The sequence below is a fragment of the Devosia geojensis genome (genome assembly GCF_000969415.1).
Lineage (GTDB): Bacteria > Pseudomonadota > Alphaproteobacteria > Rhizobiales > Devosiaceae > Devosia > Devosia geojensis.
The window spans coordinates 1-22,090 of the sequence record NZ_JZEX01000137.1; the positions used below are offsets into that span (position 1 = coordinate 1).

Sequence of the window (22,090 nt, forward strand, 5' to 3'; positions counted from 1 at the left end):
GACGGCGACCACCGGCGAGACCTTCACGCAAGAGAGCTTGCGCGGCGAGCCGAGCCTCGTCTTCTTCGGCTTCACCAACTGTCCGGACGTCTGCCCGACGACGCTCGCCGAAACCACCATGTGGAAAGAGCAGCTCGGCCTCACGCCGCAAGACCTGCGCGTCATCTTCGTCACCGTCGATCCCGAGCGCGACACCCTCGACATGGTGCGCGGGTATCTGACCGGCTGGGACCGTGAGATCATCGGGCTCGTGGGCGATGAGGAGCAGACCGAAGCGGCCAAATCGGCGTTCGGCGTCTTCTCCGAGAAGGTCGGCGAGGGCGAGTACTACACGGTCAACCACACCGCGCTCGTCTTCCTCATCGACGCCAACGGCACCTTCCAGGGCACCATCGCCTATGAGGAGCCGACCGAGAGCGCGCTTGCCAAGATCCGCCGGCTGGTCGCGGGATGAGCGAGCGCATGCGGCTCGACCTCGCGCTCGAGGCGCGCGGGCTGATGCCGAGCCGGGCCCGCGCCAGGGATGCGATCAAGCGCGGCACCGTCAGCGTCAACGGCGTCATCGCCGCAAAGCCGCACCAGATGGTCGCCCGCGAGGATAAGATCGCCCTCGACGATCCTGCCGCCGCCTATGTCTCGCGCGCGGCGCTGAAGCTCGTTGCCGGGCTCGACGCTGCCGGCATCGATCCGGCGGGCCTGACCTGCCTCGACGTCGGCGCTTCGACCGGCGGCTTCACCCAGGTGCTGATGCAGCGCGGCGCGACGAAGATCTACGCCGTCGACGTCGGCCACGGGCAACTGCACCAGGCCGTCGCCGGCAGCCGCCGCGTCTTCGACCTTGAGGGCGTCAACGCCCGCGACCTGACGCGCGATCTGATCCCCGACCTCGTCGACCTCCTCGTCTGCGACGTCAGCTTCGTCTCCGTCACCAAGGTGCTCGCCCCGCCCCTCGCCCTCTGCCGCTCCGGCGCGCGCGCCGTCATCCTCTTCAAGCCGCAGTTCGAGGTCGGCCGCGATCACATCGGCAAGGGCGGCATCGTCACCGACGAAACGGCGGTCGCGCGGGCGCTGAACGAGGTGTTGGCCTTCGTCACCGGGCAGGGCTGGACGCACGATCTTTCCGTCCCCTCCCCTATTGCTGGCGGCGACGGGAACGTGGAAACGGTGACGGTGTTCACGAAAAGCTAGAAGGCCCCCTCACCCGCCCTTCGGGCGACCGCTCCCCCAAGGGAGAGGTGTCGACTCTCAAGCGCACGGTGCCCTCTTCACCTCTCCCCTTGGGGGGAGAGGTCGGCGCGCAGCGCCGGGTGAGGGGGCCTTAGCTCGTGAACTATAAGCCGCCAGCTAAAACCCCACCGGTCCCTCGCGCCCGGTCTGCCCACGGTGCCTCAGGAAATGGTCCGCCAGCACGCAGGCCATCATCGCCTCGCCGATCGGCACGGCGCGGATGCCGACGCAGGGATCGTGCCGGCCTTTGGTGACGATATCGGCATCCTCGTTCTCGACCGTTACCGTACGTCGCGGCGTCAGGATCGACGAGGTGGGCTTGACCGCGAACCGCACCACCACCGGATCGCCATTGGAGATGCCCCCGAGAATGCCGCCCGCCTGGTTGGAGAGGAAATAGGGCCTGTCGTTCCCGGCGCGCATTTCGTCGGCGTTGTCGATGCCGGTCAGTTCCGCCGCCTCGAACCCGGCGCCGATCTCGACCGCCTTGACCGCGTTGATCGACATCATGGCCGAGGCGAGGTCGGCGCTCAGTTTGCCGTAGATCGGCGCGCCCCAGCCGGGCGGCACGTTCTCGGCCACCACCTCGATCACCGCGCCCACCGAATTGCCGGCCTTGCGGATGCCGTCGAGGTAGTCGGCCCAGAGCTCGGCCGCCTTGGCGTCGGCGCAGAAGAACGGGTTCCGGTCGACCTGATTCCAGTCGAAATTGGCGTAATCGATCTTGTGCGGCCCGACCTGCACGAGACTTGCCTTTATGGTCACGCCCGCAACCACGCGCCGCGCGATGGCGCCTGCCGCGACCCGCGCCGCCGTCTCGCGCGCCGAGGAGCGTCCGCCGCCGCGATAGTCGCGCAGCCCGTATTTCTGGTGGTAGGTGTAGTCCGCGTGCCCCGGCCGGTACTTGTCGCGGATCTCCGAATAGTCCTTGGAGCGCTGGTCGGTGTTCTCGATCAGCAGCGAGATCGGCGTTCCGGTCGTCTTCGGCCCGCTCGTGCGCTCGTCCTCGAAAACCCCCGAGAGGATTTTCACCTCGTCCGCCTCGCGGCGCTGCGTGGTGAACTTCGACTGGCCGGGCTTCCTGCGGTCGAGGTCGCGCTGGATCATCTCGGGGGTCAATTCGATGCCCGGCGGGCACCCGTCGACCACGACGCCGAGCGCCGGCCCATGGCTCTCACCCCAGGTGGTGAAGCGGAAGAGATGGCCGAAGGTATTGAACGACATGGCGCGCCCCTGAACTATGCGGCTTTCTAGGCAGGGACGGCAGCGCGGTCAATCGCGACGCATCACTCCCACGGCCCGTCCGCCATGTGCATGGCCATCACGCCCTTGGAGAAGTGCGCGATCGCCCCTTGCGGCGGCGGCCAGTTAATGACTTCGCCGTGCGGAGCGCCCTCCACCAGGTGCCGCAGGACGCGAAAGACCCCGCCGTGGGCGACGACGACGGCGTTGTCGGTCAGAAGTTCGGCAAAATCGAGCAAGCGCGCGGCGACGTCGTCGTAGTTCTCGCCATCCGTCGGGCGGAAATGCCAATAGCTGGCGTCCCGCTCGCCGGGCGCGAGCGCCGCCTCGCGGTTGATCTCGGCATGCAAGCGCCCCTCGAGCTCGCCGAAGGAGATTTCTATGAGGCGCTTGTCGTAATTGACCGGCGGCAGTTCGACGTCGAACGCGGCGCGGATGCGCTCCATCGTCTCGCTGGCGCGGCTCAAGGGCGAAGCGAACCAGTTGAGGGACGCCGGATCGACCTCGTCGCGCTCCAGCAGGTCGCGCAGCAGCTCGCCCTGGGCGTCGGCCTGGCTGCGGCCGGTGGCGTTGAGGGGAATATCGCGCGTGCCCTGGTAGCGGCGCTCGCGGTTCCAGTCCGTTTCGCCGTGGCGGGCGAAATAGAAGTCGGGCCAGATGAAACTCGTCATGGTGTCAAACGGAAGCGGTTATTCCGCACCCTCCTCGGCAGCGTCCAGCAGCTTCATGCCGACCGTATTGTAACCGGCATCGACATAGTGGATTTCACCCGTCACGCCGCCGGCGAGATCGGAGAGCAGGTAGAGCGCCGAATTGCCCACGTCCTCGATGGAGACGTTGCGGCGCAGCGCCGAGTTGGCCTCCTGCCAGTGCAGCATGTCGCGCAGGCCCGCGATACCCGATGCCGCCAGCGTCTTGATGGCGCCGGCCGAAATGGCGTTGACGCGGATGCCCCTGGCTCCGAGGTCGACGGCGAGATAGCGCACGGACGCCTCGAGCGCCGCCTTGGCGACGCCCATGACGTTGTAGTTCGGCACGTATTTGGTCGAACCGTAATAGGTCAGCGTCAGCAGCGATCCGCCGGGATTCATCAGCGACTCGGCGCGCTTGGCGACGGCGGTGAACGAATAGACCGAGATGTTCATGGTCAGGGCGAAGTTGCCCGGGGTCGTGTCGATATAGCGCCCCTCCAGCTCCTCCTTGTTGGAAAAGCCGATGGCGTGGACGAGGAAATCGAGGTTGCCCCAGCGCATCCTGATCTCCTCGAACGTCTTGTCCATCGCCGCTTCGTCGGAGACGTCGCATTCGACGAGGAAGTCCGAGCCGACCTCGGCCGCCAGCGGCTCGACGCGGCGCTTCAGCGCCTCGCCCTGGTAGGAGAACGCGAGTTCCGCGCCCTGCCCGGCCAATGCCCTGGCGATGCCCCAGGCGATCGAGCGGTTGTTGGCGAGCCCCATGATCAGCCCGCGCTTGCCCGACATGAAACCCTGCGCCATTCGCATTCCCCGCTGGTGACAGTCGAGCCGGTTGTGGCATAGGGGGATGAGACGGGCAAGGTCGCGCTTTGCGGATCTGCCGGCGGCGGCTATGGTCCGGCCATGAGCCTCGACACCGCCGCCCTCGTCACCAAACTCACCGAAATCCTCGGGCCCTCCGGCATCATCGCCGAGACCGCAGCCATGGGCGCTTACCTCAACGAGCCGCGCAAGCGCTTCCATGTGCCGGCCCTCGCCGTGGTGTTGCCCAAGAGTGTCGCCGAGGTGCAGGCGCTCGCCCGATTCGCTTTCGAGAACGGAACCCCGCTGATCCCCCAGGGCGGCAATACTGGGCTCGTCGGTGCCCAGGTGCCCCTCAAGGGCAACGAAGTCATCGTCAGCCTTGCCCGTCTCAACGGCCTCCGCGAAATCAACGCCGATGCCGGCCACATGACGGTGGAGGCCGGCATGATCCTCGAGGAGGCGCACAAGATCGCCGAGGCAGAAGGCGCCATGTTCCCGCTGTGGATCGCCTCGCAAGGCTCGGCGCGGATCGGGGGCGTGCTCTCGTCCAACGCCGGCGGCGTCAACGTCCTCGCCTACGGCAACGCGCGCGAGCTCTGTTTGGGCGTCGAAGCCGTACTCGCCGACGGGCGGCTCTATAACGGCCTCAATGCCTTGAAGAAGGACAACACCGGCTACGACCTCAAGGACCTCCTCATCGGCGCCGAGGGGACGCTCGGCATCATCACCGCCGCGACCTTGAAGCTCTTCCCCCTTCCCGCCGGCTACGAGACGGCCATCGTCAATCTCTCTTCGCCCGAGAAAGCGCTGGAGCTCTTCTACGCCATGCGCGAGCGCGCCGGTACACGGCTCAACGCCTTCGAGCTCGTGCCCTGGATCGGCCTCGACATCCAGACGCGCCACGGCATGCTCGACAAGGACCCGACCGCCGGCCCCTCGCCCTGGTACGCCCTCGTCGAGGTCAGCCAGCCCAAAGGCGCCGAGGGCGGGCTGCTGCAGGCCGGCCTTGAAGCCGCCTTCGAGGCCAACCTCATCGACAACGCCGTCGTTGCCGAGTCGCTTGCCGACCGCACCCGCATGTGGGCCTTCCGCGAGCAGATGTCGGAGTGCCAGTCGCGTGAGGGCGCGTCCATCAAGCACGACGTCTCGGTGCCCATCGCCGCCATCCCGCGCCTCATCGCCGAGGGGTCGGCCGCGGCGCAAGCGTTGGTCGCCGGCATTCGCCCGGTCCCCTTCGGCCACATGGGCGACGGCAACATCCACTTCAACTTCAGCCCGCCGGTCGGGGCCGACGACAAAGCCTTCATGGCCGGCGCCGAGCCCATGCACGATGCCGTCTACGAGGTGGTGCTGAAGCTCGGCGGGTCTGTCTCGGCCGAGCACGGCATCGGCCAGCTGAAGACGGAGCTTTTGAAGCGTGTGAAGGACCCGGTCGCGCTCGAGATGATGCGCGCCATCAAGCAGGCGCTCGACCCCAAGGACATCCTCAACCCTGGCAAGATGCTGAGCTGAAGGAAACTCGCGCACCCATGTGTGCCTACTTGAACGGCGCGTCCCGCATCGTCATTTGAGCGGCAACCGTACTTTCAGCGACGGAAATCCCATGCTCGACGACATCGAATTCCTCGACGACGCCACGCGTCCCGAACCACCCAGGCTCGAAGGCCTCACCGAGGCGCAGAAGGCGCCCGGCGAGCACCTCAAGATGGTCCACGACCATCTGCGCGAGAACATGCAACTGCTGCGCGAGCTCATCGCGCGAGCTGCCGCCGGCACAGTTTCGCCTGGCCAGGTGGTCGAGGAGACCGCCAATCTCGCGATGATCGCCAACTATCGCCGGTTCGGAAACCTCTGCGGGCGCTACTGCCAGGTGGTCAACATCCACCACAGCATAGAGGACCAATCCATCTTCCCGGTTCTCGGAAGCAGGAGCGAGGTCTTCCGGCGGATCACAGAGCGGCTGGCGGCCGAGCACGTCGTCGTCCACGAGCTGCTGGTCCGGCTCGTCGGCGCCCTGACCGAGCTCGCGCGCGAGCCCAGCGAAGCCAACTTCGCGGCGGCGCGCCAACTCTACGAGACGCTCGAGCGCGTGCTGCTCTCGCACCTCGGCTACGAGGAAGACGCTATCGGAGATGCGCTGGGGTATTTCCAGGTGGTTTAGGCTGGACCGGACACCACCCGAGTGTGCAACCATGCGCTCCGAGGATTTGCTCTGAACGCCTCTCTCCCACAGGGTCATTCCCGCGAAAGCGGGAACCTCTGTTCAACATCGAGTCTTGCAAACGGAGGTCCCCGCCTTCGCGGGGATGACCCCGTTGGTAGCAGGGCATCGTGCCCAAGTGCGATCGACGTGGCTGTGCCTAAAACAGGCTCAACTGCCCGGATCCACCCTCGCCCTTGTCCTTCGGCGGCTGGGGCTTCTCCACCGTCACCGGCGCGATCAGCCCTTCGTCGTCGAACTGCGCCGTGTTCACCCGCGTCGAGACCGGGTGGAACTTCAACGCGCCATCCTCCAGCGGCAGCGCGAGCTGCCCGGCCTCTTGGGCGCGCACGCCGCGCACGTTGAGCCATTGCTCGATCTCGTCGCCGCGCAGGATCACCGGCATGCGGTCGTGGATCACCGAGAGCTGGTCGTTGGCGGGCACAGTGATGGTCGCGACGGTATCGACCTCCTCGCCTTCCGGTCCCGACCAGGTCGTATAGAGCCCGGCCAGCGCCATCGGCTCGTCATTGGCGAAGGTGATGTAATAGGGCTGCTTGCGCTTGTCCGGCCCCGTCTGCCACTCGTAGTAGCCGGTCGCCGGCAGGATACAGCGGCCGTGCTTCAAGGCATCGCGGAAGGCGGGCTTGTCGGAGATCGTTTCGGCGCGGGCATTGACGAGGAGCGAGAACTGGCGCGGGTCCTTGACCCAGCGCGGCACCAGCCCCCAGCGGGCGAAATGCACCTCGCGCCGGCCCGCGTCCTCCCAGATCGCCAGCACCGGCTGCGTCGGCGCCACGTTGAAGCGCGGCGCGACCGGCACCGGGTTTAGCGCCTTCAACTGCGCGATCATGCCTTCGATCGCCTTGTCGGCGACGTATCGCCCGCACATGGGACATCTCCGTCGTTTGTCCCTAGAAATAGGCAAAGTGCAGCGAGTCGCAAACGGAGCCAGCATGGAACCCGCCCCTAATTCGGCGAGCGTCGCCCTCATCGAGGCGGGCAAGGTGCTGCTCATCAAGCGCGCCTATGCGCCCTATCAGCACTTGTGGACGCTGCCGGGCGGGCGCACCGACCCGGGTGAGACGGCCGAGCAGTGCGCCGCCCGCGAGGTGCGCGAGGAGCTTGGCCTTTCGGTCCTGGCGCTCCACCATGTCGAGACGCAGGTGCTTGCCAGCTCCAAGGGCGACTGGCGGCTGGCCGTCTTTGCCAGCACGCGATTCTCCGGGCTCATCGAGCCCTCCGACGAGATCGCCGACCACCGCTGGGTGGAGCTTTCCGAGGTCGAGGCGATGCGCACCACCTCGCGCCTTCATCATGTTCTCGAAAGGGCCTTCGCGGTCGTCGGCGGCCAATGATAGGATCGCCGCGATGATCCTCTCCGCCTTGCCCGTCAAACGTCTCCTCGCTGCCGCAACGCTCGCCCTCTGCCTCGGCAGCCAGGCGCTTGCCGTCGATCCGCCCTACCAGCGCGAGATGGAGCGGCTGGCCGAGATCATGGGCAGCCTCTATTTCCTGCAGCCGCTCTGCAATGGCGGCAACGAGGACTGGCGCGCGCAGATGGCCGAGCTCATCGCGCTCGACGAGCCGGAAGAGGAACGGCGGCAGCGTCTGGTCGGCGCATTCAACGACGGATACCAGGCTTTCGCCCGCTTCCACCGCGCCTGCACCCCCGCCGCGCGGACGGCATTCCAGCGCCTCCTCTCGGAAGCCGAGAGCACGGCGCGCAATATCCACTCGCGCTTTGCCGAATAGGCAATCCGCGTACGGGAAGGCCCGTGGGTAACCCTGTGCATTAAGCACAATTCCTGATCGGGCATTAACCTTCGGGTTACTTTCGAGAAGCGCTGGAAAAACTGGCGTGTTAACCAATCGCCATGACAATAAGCAAAAACCCGTTCGGCGCTGCCGCCCCAGCCAGTGCCCTCGATCTCGAGCACACCGAGCGGCAGATCGCGCTCGAATACCTGGCGGAAGCGTGGAACGCCGCCGAAGAAGACGGCATCGAAAGCCGTTCGCTCGCGCATGCCTCGCTATTCGCGGCCCTCGCCATGTTCGTGCGCCTGCATGGCGACGACTCCACCGCCGACATGGTCGCCGACCTGCCCCAGCGCATCCGCGCGGGGGAGTATAATCTGGACCGGAATTTGCAGTAGGTTTGCGGCGGCCACATTCGACCGCGCTTAGCAAGGCTCACCGCAGCTGCCACCACCCCGATGTCATCCCGGCGAAAGCCGGGACCCATCCTGAGATTCCGCATCAGCCGCAAGGTGTGTGAACGGGCAGAGTGCAAAACCGCTCTCCCAGCGCTCCCGGATGTGATCAGGGCTGGATCCCGGCCTTCGCCGGGACGACAGCCGTGGGCGTGACAGTTTGGTGCTCTGCACCAACGCCGGTTTACCTTCAATCCCTCCCTCAAGGGGGGCAGGAATGCAGATCACGTGAGCGGCGCCAGGGCTGCCCTACCCCTCGGCCGGCAGCGCCTCCAGGAACCGCATCGGCTGCCCGGTCGCGGGCGTCACCAGCGCGCCCTGCCACATGACCGGCGCGCCGCGCACCACGGTGCCCACCGGCCAGCCGGTCACCGTCACCCCGTCATAGGGGGTCCAACCAGCCTTGCTCGTGATCCAGTCGTTGGTGATGGTCTCGCGGCGCTTGAGATCGACGACCGTCAGGTCGGCGTCATAACCAACGGCGAGCCGGCCCTTGGCCGCGATGCCGAAGAGCCGATTGGGGCCGGCGCTCGTCATGTCGACGAAGCGGGCAAGGCTCATGCGGCCGGCGTTGACGTGATCGAGCATGATCGGCACCAGCGTCTGCACGCCCGTCATCCCCGAGGGCGAGGCGGGATAGGGCTTGCCCTTCTCCTCGCGCGTATGGGGGGCATGATCGGAGCCGAGGATGTCGGCAACGCCGTTGGCGACGCCCGCCCAGATGCCGTCGCGATGCGCGGCGTCGCGCACGGGTGGGTTCATCTGAGCATAGGTGCCGAGCCGCTGGTAGGCGGTCTCATCGAGGGTAAGGTGGTGCGGCGTCACCTCGACGCTCGCCACGTCCTTGCAGCGCGACAGGAACGCCATCTCCTCGGCGGTCGAGATGTGCAGCACATGGATGCGCTTGCCGGTGCGACGGGCGATGGTGACGAGCCGCTTGGTGGAATGGAGCGCCGCCTCGACGTCGCGCCAGACCGGGTGCGAGGAGGGATCGCCCTCGACCCGCAGGTGCTTGCGCTCCTCGAGCCGATATTCGTCCTCGGAATGGAAGGCGGCGCGGCGCGAGATCGCCGAGAGGATCGCCTCGACGCCCGCGTCGTCCGGCACCAGCAGCGAGCCGGTCGAGGAGCCCATGAACACCTTGACGCCCGCGCAGCCGGGCAGTTTCTCGAGCGTTCCGAGCTCGCCGACATTGTCGTGCGTGCCCCCGATATAGAAGGCGAAATCGCAGTGCATGCGGTTGGTCGCGCGGGCGATCTTGTCCGCGAAGGTTTGCCGCGAAATGGTCAGCGGGTTGGTGTTGGGCATCTCAAAGACGCCGGTGACGCCGCCCATCACCGCCGAGAGCGAGCCGGACTGGAGGTCTTCCTTGTGCTCGTTGCCTGGCTCGCGGAAGTGCACCTGCGTGTCGATGACGCCGGGCAGGACATGCAGGCCCTTGCAGTCGATCACCTCCTCGGCGCTGTCGCCGGTAAGGTCGCCGATGGCGGCGATCCGGCCTTTGACGACGCCGATATCGGCAAGGCCTTCGCCGTCATGGTTGACCACCGTGCCGTTCTTGAAAATCACGTCGTGGTGCGCCATGTCTGCCTGCCCGGGTTGGTGAAACTGCGTTTGGTTCTAGAAGTTCGCGGGGAGCTGTGTCCATCCCGAAGTGTCATGCTTCCAACCGGGTCATCCCCGTGGGCGGGGCAAGAACGAGCTGGAGTGCCTGATGGCCACCATTTTGCGCGCCGGACGCATCGTCGTCCGCTTCTCGGGCCCCGACGCCCACCGCCTCCTCAACGATGTCCTGACCGGCCCCTTCGATCCGCAATCGGATGAGGCCGGCTGGTGGGCGCTGCTGACCCCGCAGGGCAAGATTCTCGCGGAAGGTCTGGCGGGCTTTGCCGAAGACGCCTGGTGGCTGGACGTTTCGACCAGCGTTGCCGAGAATTTCCTCAAGCGTATGAAGATGTATCGGCTGCGCGCCAAGGCCGAGATCGAGGACCTGCGCGAGACCTACCGGGTCGGCTGGTCGGCCGAACGGCCGCAGGATGGAATCGTCCATCGCGACGCGCGCGGCGGCGGGCTCGGCTACCGCGTCCTCGATCCCCTCGAGGCGACCGCCGGCTGGATCGAGGGCGAAGACTTCGTCAGGGCGCGAATCGCCGCCGGCATCGCCGAGCTCGGCGAGGACTTCGAGCCGGAAACCACCTTCGCCCACGATATCGCGCTTGATCTCAATGACGGTATCGATTTCGACAAGGGCTGTTATGTCGGCCAGGAGGTCGTCAGCCGCATGAAGCATCGCGGCACCGCCCGGCGCCGGCCGGTGATCGTCTCCGGGCTTTCCGCGCAGGCCGGCTCCGCCGTCGCCTCGGGCGGGCGCGATGCCGGTACCGTCGGTCGCGTCATCGACGGGACCGCCGTCGCCGTGCTGCGGCTCGACCGCATCGCCGATCCGCAAGCCGCGACCGTCGAGGGCGCGCCGGTCACGCTTACCCTGCCCTCCTGGGCAAGCTACGCGTTTGGCGAATCGGGCGACGAGGATTAGCGTCCCTAGAGGGTCATACATAGCGACGAGGGCAACATGGCGCGCGGCAAGGAGCGGGCCTGGCAGCGCATGCTGTCCGGGCGGCGTCTCGATATCCTGGATCCCTCCCCTCTCGACGTCGAGCTTTCCGACATCGCGCACGGGCTGGCGCGCGTGGCGCGCTGGAACGGGCAGACGCAGGGCGACTATCCGTTCTCCGTCGCGCAGCATTCGGTGCTGGTGCTGGAACTCTTCCGCGCGGCCAATCCGGAGCTCGGGCCGCGCGAGCACCTTTTCACTCTTCTCCACGACGCGCCCGAATACGTGATGGGCGACATCATCTCGCCCTTCAAGGCGGCCATGGGCGGCAACTACAAGGATGTCGAGAACCGCCTGCTCTCGGCCATCTACCTGCGCTTCGCGCTGCCCGCACAGGCGCCGGCCGCCGTCAGCAGGGCGATCAAGAAGGCGGATCGGGACGCGGCCTATTTCGAGGCGACGCACCTTGCCGGGTTCGATGCCGTGGAAGCGCGCCGCTATTTCGGCGAGCCGGGCCTGCCGCAGTTCGATCTCGACCATTTCGACCGGCTGATCCGTCCCTGGCCGACGCGCGAGGCGCACGACCGGTTCGTGGCCGCTTTCGAAGCGAGCGCCGCCCTGCTTTCCGCTTGAAGATCACCGGTGGAAATTAACCCTAACAAAGGATGAACTTTGCCGCGCATTCCGGCTTATGGTTACTGATTGGTTAGCAATCGGCTATCCGATCGCACCATTCTGGGACGCCTGTCATGAACCTGCCGGACCGCCACCTGCTGCTCGGAATGACTCTCGGCGCCATCTGCGCGACGGCCCTCACGGCCATCGGCCCGGGCCTGACCGTCGACGTTTTCGCCGACGAGGCACGGCCCGCCATCGATACCGATGCGCTGGTCAGGATCGGCGAGCGCGACTACCGCATCACCCACGCGGACTGGGTCTCGACCACCCCCATCTCCAACAGCCGGATCAGGAAGATCGAGTACGGCCGCTCGAGCTATGTCGACGTCGCGGTGACCGAGACCGGCACCTATTCGACCGACGGCTTCGCCTCGCCGCACGTGCTCTATCCGGGCATAGAGGTCGAGGAAGTATCGAGCCGGGAGCCGTTCGCCATCGCCCTGCTCGGCGGGTGGGGGCACTGGGTCGTCACGCCGCTCGTCAAAGGGTCATCGCTCCTCCACCTGCGCACGGCGCCGGGCGAGCGCATCATCTCGGACGGATCGACGACCTGCCTGCTCTCGCGTGACTATTCCATCTGCTGACGGCGAAAAGTCATCGAGATGTGGCGGGTCGGTTCAATGGCCTAGCCGAAAAGCCAGCCGTTCTTGAACTTGTAGAAGACGTGCAGCCCGATCTGCGTGACCTTGTTCATGCGGGGTGCCCAGGCGGGGCGCACATAGGTCGCGTGGTAGTGGGTCGCATCGCCGACCTCGGTCAGATAGAGCTGACCCTGCGTCGCCTTTTTGGCTATTTCCTCGGCTTGCGCCCACGACTTGCGGTCGTTGACGACTTCCGGAATGCCATCGCAGGCGAACGAGAACTGGCAGGCATTGCGCCGATGCTGGTTCTGGAACACCACCGCGCAGATGGTATCGGGATAGCGGTGATCCTTGACGCGGTTGAGCACCACCTGCGCCACCGCCACCTGTCCGCGATAACTCTCGCCGCGCGCCTCGAAATAGATGGCCGTCGCCAGGCACCAGAGCTGCTTTTCGGCGACCCGCATCACCTCGCCGGTCGCGTATTCGGTGGTGATCGGCGCCGACGCGCGGGCGTAGGCGAGTTGGTCCGAGGCGGTGCTCGGCAGCGGGCCGTTCGACGACGGAGCGATACCGTCGATCGCCTCGAGCGCGGCGGACGTATCGATGGCGGCAACGGAAATCCGCGGCTCGTCGGCTTCCGGCGCACGCGGACCGGCCGCGACTTCGGCGGTCTCTATGCGCGACTGGCCGATGATCTCGGGCGCATCCGCCGCATCCCGCGCTGCGGCGAGCTGGGCGCGGATGGCGGTGAAGCTGCGGGCGACGGCGAGCACGTCGTCCTGGGGACGGAAGCGATCAGCCTTTTCCGTGCGGTTCGGACCGATGAAGCCGGCGGATTCGAAGAGGTGCCCCACGGACCCGGTGATGATCGTGTCGGTGCCGGAAAAATCGAGACTGGCCATGACCGGCTTGGCACCGGGGACGCCGAGATCACCCAGGGAACCGGAGGCCGGTCCCATCGCGGTGGCGGTGAAGGCGAAATAGCAAAGGGCAGAAAAAAGCCCCGCCGAAGCAACTCCGGCAAGGGACAGACGCCGACGTACAGGTCTGCCGGTACGAGACTCCGCAACCGGCCGGCTTGTTTGGGCCATTAACGCTACTCAACTCAACGCTACGCGACTACGAACTGGCAATGTGACTAAAATGCCGACTGTCGAAATGATCGCCTATTAGGGTTAGCGGCGGGTAAACACAGGAAAATCGGCGCGCTAAGGGTCGAAGCGGGGCAATTGCCCGGCTTGTTTGGGGCAGATTGCGGCCAGTTTCTAACGGCAGGCGGCGATGACGGGAGCGACCTGCTGCGGCAGGTCCTCGACGCGGAAGCGCACGTTGAGCGAGCGCGAATTGGCCGGCGTGACCCGCGCCCCGAGATTGGTGATGCCCTCGAGCGAATTGAGGAACGAGACCACCGTATCGTTGCCGCGGATCAGCAGCTCGGTGCCGTTCTCGCTGGGCGGCAGGGTCATCGCCTGGGCCCTCAGCAGATCGCGCTGCAGGCTGATGCCGGTATTGGAACCGGTGGGCGCCAGCACGTTGCCGGCAAAGCCGAAGCGCACGACGAGCTCGCCCGCGTCGCAGGCGATGGTGAAGGTGGCGTTGCCGCGGCCGGTGGGGATTGCCGGTATCTGCTGCTGGGACTCGATGACGACGGCCTCGCTTCCGCCGGGAGACCCGCCGCGGAAAATGCCGTCATAGCAGGCCAGGCGCTCAGTATCGTTGGCGATATTCACGCAAGCTGCAGCTTGGGACTGAGCGAAGACCGGAACGGCGCTGAAGAGAAATGCCGGCAATGCGGCCATGATTGCCAGTACTCTCACGAGGCTCAGTTCACTCCCTCCCCTTTGGCGCACATCGCGCCTATGTCGTTCTGCCGCCTATATAGGCCTAGCGTTATTGCATTTTAAGCAGATGCCTGCGCCAGGGTCAGCCGGGCAATGGGAACACGATAGGGTGAACAGCTCACGTAATCGACCCCAAGACCGGCGAAATAGGCAAGCGATGCCGGGTCGCCCGCATGCTCGCCGCAGATACCGATCTTCAGGCGCGGATTGGCCGCCTTGCCGCGGGTTATGGCCAGGGAGATCATCTCGCCGACGCCCTTCTCGTCGATGGTGACGAACGGGTCGCGCTCGTAGATGGCCTTGCGTTGATATGACGCAAGGAAGGTCGGCGCGTCGTCGCGCGAGATGCCGAAGGTCGTTTGCGTCAGGTCGTTGGTGCCGAAGGAGAAGAAGTCGACCATTTGGGCGATGTCCCCGGCCCTGAGGCACGCGCGCGGCAGCTCGATCATCGTGCCGAAGGAGAGACGTGCACGATCCGAGCGCAGCAGGCCCGAATTTCCGGCGATGGCCATCACCCGCTCGCGCACGAACGCCACCTCGCTCGCCGTCGAGACGAACGGCACCATCACTTCGAGCAGCACAGGCTCGCTCTGCGTCTCGCTCGCCGCGCGGGCGCCGGCCATAAGCGCCTGGATCTGCATCTGCAGGATCTCGGGATAGGTGATGGCGAGGCGCACGCCGCGATGGCCAAGCATCGGGTTGACTTCGGCGATGCGGTCGAGCCGCAGGCGCAGCGCCCGCACCGCGAGGCCGAGGGAGGCGGCTGTATCCTCGATATCCTCCTCGCTCCGCGGCAGGAACTCGTGCAGCGGCGGATCGAAGAGGCGCACGGTGACCGGCCGGCCGCGCATGGCAACGAACAGCGCCGCATAGTCGCCGCGCTGGTAGTCGACGAGCCCTTCGAGCGCACGGGTGCGGTCATTCTCGTCTTCGGAGAGGATGAGGCGGCGCAGAGCCACCATCCGCTCGGGCGAGAAGAACATGTGCTCGGAGCGGGCAAGGCCGATGCCTTCGGCTCCGAAGCTCAAGGCCGTGCGCGCCGATTCGACGGTCTCGACATTGGTGCGCACCGCGATGGTGCGGCTCGCATCCGACCAGTCGAGGAGCGTGCCCAGTGCGCCGCCGATATGGGGCTGGCTCAAATCCAGCATGCCGGCGTAGACCGAGCCATCGGAGCCGTCGATGGTCAGCCTGTCGCCGGCGCGGAACTCGCGGTCGCCGATCTGGCAGCTCATCTCGACGGAATTGACCGAAAGGTTGCGGACACCGGCGACGCACGGCTTGCCGGTGATGCGGGCGATGACGCCGGCATGGCTCGTCATGCCACCGCGGGCGGTGAGAATGCCGGTCGCCGCCTTCATGCCCTCGACGTCGCCGGGCCCCGTCTCGGTGACGACGAGAATGCAGTGCTTGCCGCGGGCCCGCATGCGGGCGGCATCTTCGGCGGTGAAGACGATGAAGCCGCTGGCAGCGCCTGGGGACACCCCGAGACCGGTGGCGATGGCCGAGGACGTGGCGGCGGACTTCAGCCGAGGATGCAGCAATTGCGCGAGGCGCGCCGGATCGGTGCGGTTGACGGCATTCTGGCGCGTCCAGACACCCGAACCGACGCGATCGACCGCTGCCTCCAGTTCTGCTGCGATGCTGGCCTGGAGGGGGCGGGCGGAAAGGAACCGGGCCTCGCCGCGCTCGATGGCCACCGCGCAGACCATGTGACGGCCGGCCTTGGCGTCGAGAAGCGCAACCAGCGCAGCGCAGCTTTTGGGCAAGCGCGGCAGCCCCGCGCCATCGGCGGGCGCCGGCCCGAGGACGCCCGTGCCGGAATGACGGGTCAGGAACTGCTCGATCTCGCCTTCGGCCATGGCCTGGACGAGAACGATCTGGCGGGCGCGTTCCTCGGCGCTGCGCGAGCCGGTCCACAGGCCCGTGTCGTAGCCATAGGAATCGAAAGCATCCTTGATCGCCCGGGCGAGCGGGCGGGTGGGGTCGACCGAATCCGCCTCGTTGACGGGCGGCGAGATGCCGACACGCGCCGGCATCAGCCCGCCATTGTGCCGGGAAGCAGACGTGCGCACGACCAGGGTCGGCGGCTTGCCGTCCTTGCCGACGAGGCGGAAGAGGCAGGACACCCAGTGGGTGCGCAGGCGGTTGTCCTTCTTGACGCGCTGGGCCTGCAGCGCCTCCCATGCGGCGCGGGTTATGGCGATGGTCGGGATAGTCGGGAATCCGGCTTCCGAGACGCGGAAGATCCAGCGGGCCTTGCCCGAAAGGAGCTTGAGCTGGCTGGCGGAAAGGTTTGCCTTGCCCGTCGCCGGCGCGATCGCAAACATTTCCTGGGCGAGACTCACGAGGGAACGGTCCTTCCAACCGGTGTTGCAGGCATATTGCCCGTGACGCTCTGCCACCGCAACAAGCGACCGGGCGGGCTTGACTTGGTGGCGGGGAGCAAGCATCTCACCTGATATGGAAAAGAGGCCGCAGCTTGACATACTCCTCTGCGCGCCGCGCGGTTTCTGCGCGGGCGTCGACAGGGCCATCCAGATCGTCGAGCTGGCGCTGAGGAAATACGGCGCGCCGGTCTATGTGCGCCACGCCATCGTCCATAACAAATACGTGGTCGAGAGCCTCAAGCAAAAGGGCGCGGTGTTCGTCGAGGAGCTCGACGAGATCCCCGAGACCGACGCACCGGTGGTGTTCTCGGCCCACGGCGTGCCCAAGAGCGTGCCCGCCGAGGCGAAAAGCCGCAACATGTTCTTCCTCGATGCCACATGCCCGCTGGTTTCCAAGGTGCATGTCGAGGCGCGCCGGCACTACGACGAGGGGCACGAGATCGTGCTCATCGGCCACGCAGGGCACCCCGAAGTGGTCGGCACCATGGGGCAACTCCCGCCCGGCGCGGTGACGTTGCTCGAGACGATCGAGGACGCCGCGGCGTTCACGCCAAGGGACCCGGACAACCTCGCCTTCGTCACGCAGACGACGCTTTCGGTGGATGACACGCGCGGCATCGTCGATGCGCTGAAGGCCCGTTTCCCCGGCATCGCGAGCCCGCACAAGGAAGACATCTGCTACGCCACCACCAACCGGCAGGAATCGATCAAGGCGGTCGCGCCCAAGGTCGACGCGATGATCGTCGTCGGCTCGCCGCACTCGTCCAACTCGCAGCGGCTGGTGGAAGTGGCGCTGCGGTCCGGCTGCAAGACGGCAACGCTCGTCGACAGGGCGAGCGATATCGATTGGTCGCTCTACGGCAACCTCTCCTCCCTCGGGGTGAGCGCGGGCGCCTCGGCGCCCGAGAGCCTCGTCGAGGAGGTGATCGATGCCTTTGCCGAGCGCTATGCGGTCAAGGTCGAGACCGTGACGACGGCCCAGGAGAACATCGCCTTCAACATCCCCCGGGTGCTGCGCGACCTCGAAGTCCAGGCGGGCCGATGAGCGGCCTGCCCGACCTCGAGACCGAACGCCTGCGGCTGACGCCGTGGTCGCAAGGTTCGGTCGACGAGCTCTTTGCCATGCACGCGCATCCGATGGTCGCGCGATACCTCGATGCGCAGGGACGCGTCTACGACCGGGCCAAGGCGAAACAGCGGATCATCGGCTGGCAGCAGGAGTTCGCCGAGCACGGCCTCAGCAAGTTCCGCATGGTGCGCAGGGCCGACGGCGCCTTTGTCGGCCGGGCAGGCTTCTCGCCTTTCAATGGGAAGGCCGAGATCGGCTATTCGCTGGCCTACGAGCACTGGGGGCAAGGCTATGCCAGCGAGATCGCTCAGGCCCTCAGCGACTGGTTCTTCGCCAATCGCGAGGAGGACAGCTTCATCGGCTTTGCCCATGTCGACAACGCCGCCTCGCGCCGGGTACTGGAGAAGATCGGCATGATCCCGACCTATACGGGTGTCGTTGCCGAGATGCCGCACCAGTTCTACATCAAGACGAAACCGTTGGGGCGATGAGCGAACTCGACCTCTTCGAGACGGATCGGCTGGTCCTCTCCGGCTGGCGCGCGGACCAGGTCGACGATCTCGTGCGGCTGCACGGCAATCCCAATGTCTCGCGCTATCTCACCTCCAGCGGCGATCCATGGACGCGCGAGCAGGCGGCGGCGGCTCTGGCCGGCTGGATGGGCCTCTTCAACGAACGCAAGCTCGGCAAGCTGCGGCTGACGCGCAAGAGCGACGGCGCGTTCATCGGGCGCGCGGGCTTCGGCATTTATCCCCCCACCGGTGAACCGGAGATAGGCTACGCCCTGTTCGAGGAATTCCATGGAGAGGGTTATGCGACGGAAGCGGCGGCGGGGTTACGCGACTGGTTCTTCCAAGCCGGCAGAGGCGAGCACTTCATCGGCTTTGCCGACACGCGCAACGCGCCCTCGCTCGCGGTCCTCCGCAAGATCGGCATGGAGCCGACCCATATCGACATCGAGCCGGGCGGGCTCTCCTGCCAGTTCCACATCTATCGCAGGAGCGACTGGCATGCCCGATAAGGTCATCGTCCATACCGACGGAGCGTGCTCGGGCAATCCCGGTCCCGGCGGCTGGGGCGCGGTGCTCGAATATGGCGGGCACGTCAAGGAGCTGAAGGGCGGCGAGGCCCACACGACCAACAACAAGATGGAGCTGACGGCGGCCATCGAGGCGCTCAATGCCCTGAAGCGCCCATGCATCGTCGAGATCCATACCGACAGCCAATACCTGCGCAACGGCGTCACCAGCTGGATCCATGGCTGGAAGCGCAATGGGTGGAAGACGGCGGACAAAAAGCCGGTCAAAAACGTCGAGCTCTGGCAGGCGCTGGATGCAGCGCTCACGCGCCATCAGGTCTCCTGGCACTGGGTCAAGGGCCATGCGGGCCATGACCTCAACGAGCGGGCCGACCGGCTCGCCAACGAGGGGATGGCGCCGTTCAAGCGGAAGCCGAAGGCGGGGGCGGCTCTTTCCGCCTGAAGAGGTTGAAGAGCGGCACGATGACGTGCTCGGCGACGGGAATGAGCAGCGCGCCGACGACTAAGCCGAAGACGCCTGAGATGGCTGCGACGACCGCCCAGTGAATGATGCCGGCGATACCCGGCACCGCATGCGCGGCCGCTTCCGCGACGGCCTCGGCGGCGTGCTCCACGGCAGTGACGCCGAAGGTCGCGAGGCCATGGATGACGATGCCGCCACCGACCCAGATCATGGCGGCCGTGCCCACGATCCCCAGCACGCGCATGAAGGTCGGCATGCCGGAGACCAGCGCCCGGCCGATGGCGCGGCCGGTGTGCGTGCGGCCCTTGGCGGCGAGGAGGAGGCCGAAGTCGTCGGCCTTCACGATGAGGGCGACTCCGCCATAGACGAGCACGGTGATGCCGATGCCGACGATGGCGAGGATCACGGCCTGCATGAGGACGCTCTCGGCCGGCAGGGTGGCGAGCGCGATGGTCATGATCTCGGCCGAGAGGATGAAATCGGTCTTGATGGCGCCGGAAACCTTCTCCTCCTCGAGGAGGGCGGCGTCGCCCGTGGCGGCAGCGGCAGGCTCGACCTGCGCCTCGTGGCCGTGGGCCTGGTGCGGGAACAAGGCGGCGAAGACCTTCTCAGCGCCTTCGTAGCAGAGATAGGCGCCGCCGATCATGAGGAGGGGCGTGATGAGCCAGGGCAGGAACGCGCTCAGCAGCAGCGCGGCGGGCAGCAGGATGACGAGCTTGTTGCGCACCGAGCCCAGCGCGATCTTGCCGACGATGGGCAGCTCGCGGTCGGCCGAGAAGCCGTGGACGTAACGCGGCGTGACCGCGGCATCGTCGATGACGGCGCCTGCCGCCTTGACGCCGGCGCGGGCGGCCTGCCCCGCGATGTCGTCGAGGGAGGCCGCCGCGACCTTGGCGATGGCGGCGACATCATCGAGAAGGGCCAGAAGTCCGACGCTCACGAGGCTTCTCCGTTGCTGCTGCTGGAGGCCAACGCGGGAGGGCGCGGTCAGGCTCCGGCGATCTTGCCGAAGTCGGCGACCAGGTGCATGGTGTCGCGCAGGCGCGCGAGGAGGTTGAGGCGGTTGACGCGGACCTCGGCATCGGGGTCGTTGACGAGGACCTTATCGAAGAAGTTGTCGACGGGCGTGCGCAGCGCCGAGAGAGCGGCGACGGCGGCGGCGTAGTCGTCCTGGGCGAGGTTGTCGGAGACGGTCTCGGCCGCCGCATGGGCAGCATCGGCGAGCACGACTTCCTCGGGCTGGCGCAGCGCCGCGGTCTCGACGGCGCCGGCATAGGTGCGGCCGTCCTTCTTTTCCTCGGCGACGACAATGTTGACCGCGCGGCGGTAGCCGGCGAGCAGGTTGGCGCCGTCTTCGGTGGCGAGCAGGCGCGAGAGGGCTTCGACGCGCTGGGTGATCTCGAGGATGTCGTTGCTGTCGGGCGAGATGACCGCGTCGACGAGATCGTGGCGGGCGCCGGCGTCGCGCAGCGAGACCTTCAGGCGATCATGGAAAAAGGCGAGGAGGTCCTTTTCGACCTTCAGCGGAAAACGCAGGGCGTTGTCGGTGACGATGCGGATGACGCCGAGAGCGGCACGGCGCAGCGCGAAGGGGTCGCGCGAGCCGGTGGGCTTTTCGTCGATGGCCCAGAAGCCGGTGAGGAGATCGAGCTTGTCGGCGAGCGCGACGGCGATGGCGACGGGCTCGGAGGGGACGTAGTCGGTCGGCCCCAGCGGCTTGTAGTGGTCGCGGACGGCGTTGGCGACGGCCGGGGATTCGCCCTGCGCCAGGGCGTAGTAGCGGCCCATCAGGCCCTGCAGCTCGGGGAACTCGCCGACCATGCCGGTGACGAGGTCGGCCTTGGCAAGGCTCGCGGCGCGCTTGGCCTCTTCCACATCGGCGCCGACGAGCGGCGCGATCTCGCCGGCGAGTTTCACCAGCCGCTCGACGCGCTCGAACTGGGAGCCGAGCCTGGCGTGGAAGACCGTCTCCTTGAGCTTCGGCAGGCCATCGGCCAGCGGGGTGGCGAGATCGTGGTTGTAGAAGAACATCGCGTCCGAGAGGCGTGCGCGGATGACGCGCTCGTTGCCGGCGACGATCGTCGCCCCGCCATCGGCGGCGACGGTGTTGGCGGTGATGATGAAGTTGGGCGCGAGCCTGCCGGAGCCGTCCCTGAGGCAGAAGCACTTCTGGTTGGCGCGGATGGTGGCGATGATGACTTCCTCGGGCAGCTCGAGGAATTTCGGATCGAACGAGCCCATCATCACCACCGGCCATTCGACGAGGCCGGCGACCTCCTCCAGCAATCCCGCGTCCTCGATGATCTTGAGGCCCTGCGCGAAAGCGAGGTTGTCGGCGTCGGTCTGGATGATGTCCTTGCGCCGGTCGAGATCGAGCACCACGCTGGCACGCTCAAGCGCCGTCACGTAGTCGTCGAAGCGCTTCACGCGGATGGGCTCGGGGGCGAGGAAACGGTGGCCGTAGGTGGTCTGGCCGGAAGCGAGGCCGTCGGCGGCGAAGGCAATGACGACGGGCTCGTCGTTCTCGGTGCCAAAGGTCGCGGTGATGGCGCGGAGCGGGCGCACCCAGTTCATGCTGCCCGACCCCCAGCGCATGGACTTGGCCCACGAGAAGCCGGCGACGATCCTGGGCAGGATGGCCGAGAGCAGGCTCTCGGCATCGGCGCCCGGCCGGTGGACATGGGCGACGTAGAAATCGCCTTTCTTGGCGTCGGATTCGATCTTGGCCTCGTCGATCGACGAGAGGCCGGCGGCGCGCAGGAACCCGTCGATGGCCTGCTGCGGGGCGCCGACCTTGGGGCCCTTGCGTTCCTCGTGGGTGTCGGGGGAGCGGGCGGGAACGCCGGTGACGGTCAATGCCAGGCGACGGGGTGTCACATAGGCGCGCGCGCCCTCATAGAGCAGACCCGCCTCGACCAGGGCGTCGGTTACGGCCTTTTTCAGGTCCTCGGCGGCCCGGCGCTGGAAGCGGGCGGGGATTTCCTCCGAGAAGAGTTCGAGCAGCAATTCGGGCATGTCATCTACCGGGGTGGTCTTTGATTGTCCCGCGTCCGAACCGCAAAAATGGTATCCATTTTTGCTGGACACGCTC

General features: G+C 66.6%; 24 protein-coding genes. 14 read left to right on the plus strand and 10 right to left on the minus strand.

The genetic code is table 11. The features are described 5' to 3' along the window. Together VE25_RS16445 and VE25_RS16450 are read left to right on the plus strand one after the other, a co-directional pair. On the plus strand, positions 1-454 hold a 454-nt coding region (locus VE25_RS16445; RefSeq protein ID WP_046109742.1), incomplete at its 5' end, for an SCO family protein. An 8-nt stretch (positions 455-462) separates the two neighbouring features. Continuing rightward, complete coding sequence (locus tag VE25_RS16450; RefSeq protein WP_439328912.1) at positions 463-1,188, plus strand: TlyA family RNA methyltransferase; 726 nt, start codon at positions 463-465, stop codon at positions 1,186-1,188. 156 nt (positions 1,189-1,344) lie between these two features. Here the strand turns inward: VE25_RS16450 and aroC are convergent, their stop codons facing one another. From aroC to fabI, 3 genes are all read right to left on the minus strand, one after another. Further along, complete coding sequence (gene aroC / locus VE25_RS16455) at positions 1,345-2,451, minus strand: chorismate synthase (protein ID WP_046109744.1); 1,107 nt, start codon at positions 2,449-2,451, stop codon at positions 1,345-1,347. A gap of 62 nt (positions 2,452-2,513) precedes the next feature. Then, entirely contained in the window at positions 2,514-3,140 is a 627-nt protein-coding gene (locus tag VE25_RS16460; RefSeq protein ID WP_046109745.1) for a histidine phosphatase family protein, read from the minus strand. A gap of 18 nt (positions 3,141-3,158) precedes the next feature. Beyond that, on the minus strand, positions 3,159-3,971 hold the full coding sequence (fabI, locus tag VE25_RS16465) for an enoyl-ACP reductase FabI (RefSeq protein WP_046109746.1): 813 nt from the start codon (positions 3,969-3,971) through the stop codon (positions 3,159-3,161). Between the two features lie 96 nt (positions 3,972-4,067). Between fabI and VE25_RS16470 the strand changes: the two genes are divergently transcribed. Then, the gene (locus tag VE25_RS16470; protein ID WP_046109747.1) at positions 4,068-5,480 is read left to right on the plus strand and encodes an FAD-binding oxidoreductase; all 1,413 of its coding nucleotides are present in this window, start codon (positions 4,068-4,070) and stop codon (positions 5,478-5,480) included. Positions 5,481-5,571: 91 nt separating this feature from the next. After that, positions 5,572-6,129, plus strand: coding sequence for a hemerythrin domain-containing protein (locus tag VE25_RS16475; RefSeq protein WP_046109748.1), 558 nt, complete (start codon positions 5,572-5,574; stop codon positions 6,127-6,129). Between the two features lie 199 nt (positions 6,130-6,328). On the opposite strand, the gene VE25_RS16480 is transcribed toward VE25_RS16475, so the two are convergent. Further along, the gene (locus tag VE25_RS16480) at positions 6,329-7,060 is read right to left on the minus strand and encodes an SOS response-associated peptidase (RefSeq protein ID WP_046109749.1); all 732 of its coding nucleotides are present in this window, start codon (positions 7,058-7,060) and stop codon (positions 6,329-6,331) included. A 64-nt stretch (positions 7,061-7,124) separates the two neighbouring features. Here VE25_RS16480 and VE25_RS21985 point away from each other — a divergent pair, with 64 nt between their 5' ends. The 3 genes from VE25_RS21985 to VE25_RS16495 all read left to right on the plus strand — a co-directional run bounded on the left by VE25_RS21985 (position 7,125) and on the right by VE25_RS16495 (position 8,324). Continuing rightward, entirely contained in the window at positions 7,125-7,526 is a 402-nt protein-coding gene (locus tag VE25_RS21985) for an NUDIX hydrolase (protein ID WP_052732036.1), read from the plus strand. A gap of 13 nt (positions 7,527-7,539) precedes the next feature. Next, on the plus strand, positions 7,540-7,923 hold the full coding sequence (locus VE25_RS16490) for a TIGR02301 family protein (protein ID WP_046109750.1): 384 nt from the start codon (positions 7,540-7,542) through the stop codon (positions 7,921-7,923). 122 nt (positions 7,924-8,045) lie between these two features. Further along, positions 8,046-8,324, plus strand: coding sequence for a hypothetical protein (locus tag VE25_RS16495; protein WP_046109751.1), 279 nt, complete (start codon positions 8,046-8,048; stop codon positions 8,322-8,324). Positions 8,325-8,630: 306 nt separating this feature from the next. Here VE25_RS16495 and VE25_RS16500 read toward each other — a convergent pair whose 3' ends face one another. Next, on the minus strand, positions 8,631-9,965 hold the full coding sequence (locus VE25_RS16500; protein WP_046109752.1) for a dihydroorotase: 1,335 nt from the start codon (positions 9,963-9,965) through the stop codon (positions 8,631-8,633). Between the two features lie 130 nt (positions 9,966-10,095). Here VE25_RS16500 and ygfZ point away from each other — a divergent pair, with 130 nt between their 5' ends. The 3 genes from ygfZ to VE25_RS16515 all read left to right on the plus strand — a co-directional run bounded on the left by ygfZ (position 10,096) and on the right by VE25_RS16515 (position 12,197). Continuing rightward, a complete protein-coding gene (gene ygfZ, locus VE25_RS16505; RefSeq protein WP_046109753.1) occupies positions 10,096-10,917 on the plus strand; it encodes a CAF17-like 4Fe-4S cluster assembly/insertion protein YgfZ in 822 nt (273 codons plus the stop codon). 36 nt (positions 10,918-10,953) lie between these two features. Further along, positions 10,954-11,568: an HD domain-containing protein gene (locus VE25_RS16510; protein WP_046109754.1), complete on the plus strand. Its 615-nt coding sequence runs from the start codon at positions 10,954-10,956 to the stop codon at positions 11,566-11,568. A 116-nt stretch (positions 11,569-11,684) separates the two neighbouring features. After that, a complete protein-coding gene (locus tag VE25_RS16515) occupies positions 11,685-12,197 on the plus strand; it encodes a hypothetical protein (protein ID WP_046109755.1) in 513 nt (170 codons plus the stop codon). A 41-nt stretch (positions 12,198-12,238) separates the two neighbouring features. Here the strand turns inward: VE25_RS16515 and VE25_RS23780 are convergent, their stop codons facing one another. From VE25_RS23780 to VE25_RS16530, 3 genes are all read right to left on the minus strand, one after another. Further along, positions 12,239-13,099 (minus strand): cell wall hydrolase, encoded by an 861-nt coding sequence (locus VE25_RS23780; protein ID WP_439328913.1) that lies wholly within the window; start codon positions 13,097-13,099, stop codon positions 12,239-12,241. 363 nt (positions 13,100-13,462) lie between these two features. Next, positions 13,463-13,927, minus strand: a complete 465-nt coding sequence (locus VE25_RS16525) for a hypothetical protein (RefSeq protein ID WP_152664651.1) — start codon at positions 13,925-13,927, stop codon at positions 13,463-13,465. A 170-nt stretch (positions 13,928-14,097) separates the two neighbouring features. Further along, complete coding sequence (locus tag VE25_RS16530; protein WP_160299996.1) at positions 14,098-16,386, minus strand: putative PEP-binding protein; 2,289 nt, start codon at positions 16,384-16,386, stop codon at positions 14,098-14,100. Positions 16,387-16,501: 115 nt separating this feature from the next. Between VE25_RS16530 and ispH the strand changes: the two genes are divergently transcribed. From ispH to rnhA, 4 genes are read left to right on the plus strand one after another with little or no spacing between them, the layout of a single operon-like run. Beyond that, entirely contained in the window at positions 16,502-17,473 is a 972-nt protein-coding gene (gene ispH / locus VE25_RS16535) for a 4-hydroxy-3-methylbut-2-enyl diphosphate reductase (protein ID WP_046109757.1), read from the plus strand. Beyond that, positions 17,470-17,988, plus strand: coding sequence for a GNAT family N-acetyltransferase (locus VE25_RS16540; protein ID WP_046109758.1), 519 nt, complete (start codon positions 17,470-17,472; stop codon positions 17,986-17,988). The genes ispH and VE25_RS16540 overlap by 4 nt, the downstream gene beginning before the upstream one ends. Beyond that, on the plus strand, positions 17,985-18,518 hold the full coding sequence (locus VE25_RS21995; RefSeq protein ID WP_052732039.1) for a GNAT family N-acetyltransferase: 534 nt from the start codon (positions 17,985-17,987) through the stop codon (positions 18,516-18,518). The genes VE25_RS16540 and VE25_RS21995 overlap by 4 nt, the downstream gene beginning before the upstream one ends. Continuing rightward, positions 18,508-18,978, plus strand: coding sequence for a ribonuclease HI (rnhA, locus tag VE25_RS16550; protein ID WP_046109759.1), 471 nt, complete (start codon positions 18,508-18,510; stop codon positions 18,976-18,978). The genes VE25_RS21995 and rnhA overlap by 11 nt, the downstream gene beginning before the upstream one ends. On the opposite strand, the gene VE25_RS16555 is transcribed toward rnhA, so the two are convergent. Then, positions 18,938-19,939, minus strand: a complete 1,002-nt coding sequence (locus tag VE25_RS16555) for a DUF808 domain-containing protein (protein WP_046109760.1) — start codon at positions 19,937-19,939, stop codon at positions 18,938-18,940. The genes rnhA and VE25_RS16555 overlap by 41 nt on opposite strands. Before the next feature lie 47 nt (positions 19,940-19,986). Then, positions 19,987-22,014 (minus strand): glycine--tRNA ligase subunit beta, encoded by a 2,028-nt coding sequence (gene glyS, locus VE25_RS16560; protein WP_046109761.1) that lies wholly within the window; start codon positions 22,012-22,014, stop codon positions 19,987-19,989. Positions 22,015-22,090: the final 76 nt, after the last annotated feature.

Coding starts and splice junctions, on each gene's coding strand:
- VE25_RS16500 (WP_046109752.1), bottom strand. CDS start 9,965: ATGGCGCACCACGACGTGATTTTCAAGAACGGCACGGTGGTCAACCAT.
- VE25_RS16480 (WP_046109749.1), bottom strand. CDS start 7,060: ATGTGCGGGCGATACGTCGCCGACAAGGCGATCGAAGGCATGATCGCG.
- fabI (WP_046109746.1), bottom strand. CDS start 3,971: ATGCGAATGGCGCAGGGTTTCATGTCGGGCAAGCGCGGGCTGATCATG.
- ygfZ (WP_046109753.1), top strand. CDS start 10,096: ATGGCCACCATTTTGCGCGCCGGACGCATCGTCGTCCGCTTCTCGGGC.
- VE25_RS21995 (WP_052732039.1), top strand. CDS start 17,985: ATGAGCGAACTCGACCTCTTCGAGACGGATCGGCTGGTCCTCTCCGGC.
- VE25_RS16490 (WP_046109750.1), top strand. CDS start 7,540: ATGATCCTCTCCGCCTTGCCCGTCAAACGTCTCCTCGCTGCCGCAACG.
- VE25_RS21985 (WP_052732036.1), top strand. CDS start 7,125: ATGGAACCCGCCCCTAATTCGGCGAGCGTCGCCCTCATCGAGGCGGGC.
- glyS (WP_046109761.1), bottom strand. CDS start 22,014: ATGCCCGAATTGCTGCTCGAACTCTTCTCGGAGGAAATCCCCGCCCGC.
- VE25_RS16510 (WP_046109754.1), top strand. CDS start 10,954: ATGGCGCGCGGCAAGGAGCGGGCCTGGCAGCGCATGCTGTCCGGGCGG.
- VE25_RS16470 (WP_046109747.1), top strand. CDS start 4,068: ATGAGCCTCGACACCGCCGCCCTCGTCACCAAACTCACCGAAATCCTC.
- VE25_RS16540 (WP_046109758.1), top strand. CDS start 17,470: ATGAGCGGCCTGCCCGACCTCGAGACCGAACGCCTGCGGCTGACGCCG.
- VE25_RS16515 (WP_046109755.1), top strand. CDS start 11,685: ATGAACCTGCCGGACCGCCACCTGCTGCTCGGAATGACTCTCGGCGCC.
- VE25_RS16495 (WP_046109751.1), top strand. CDS start 8,046: ATGACAATAAGCAAAAACCCGTTCGGCGCTGCCGCCCCAGCCAGTGCC.
- VE25_RS23780 (WP_439328913.1), bottom strand. CDS start 13,099: ATGGCCAGTCTCGATTTTTCCGGCACCGACACGATCATCACCGGGTCC.
- aroC (WP_046109744.1), bottom strand. CDS start 2,451: ATGTCGTTCAATACCTTCGGCCATCTCTTCCGCTTCACCACCTGGGGT.
- ispH (WP_046109757.1), top strand. CDS start 16,502: ATGGAAAAGAGGCCGCAGCTTGACATACTCCTCTGCGCGCCGCGCGGT.
- VE25_RS16475 (WP_046109748.1), top strand. CDS start 5,572: ATGCTCGACGACATCGAATTCCTCGACGACGCCACGCGTCCCGAACCA.
- VE25_RS16460 (WP_046109745.1), bottom strand. CDS start 3,140: ATGACGAGTTTCATCTGGCCCGACTTCTATTTCGCCCGCCACGGCGAA.
- rnhA (WP_046109759.1), top strand. CDS start 18,508: ATGCCCGATAAGGTCATCGTCCATACCGACGGAGCGTGCTCGGGCAAT.
- VE25_RS16450 (WP_439328912.1), top strand. CDS start 463: ATGCGGCTCGACCTCGCGCTCGAGGCGCGCGGGCTGATGCCGAGCCGG.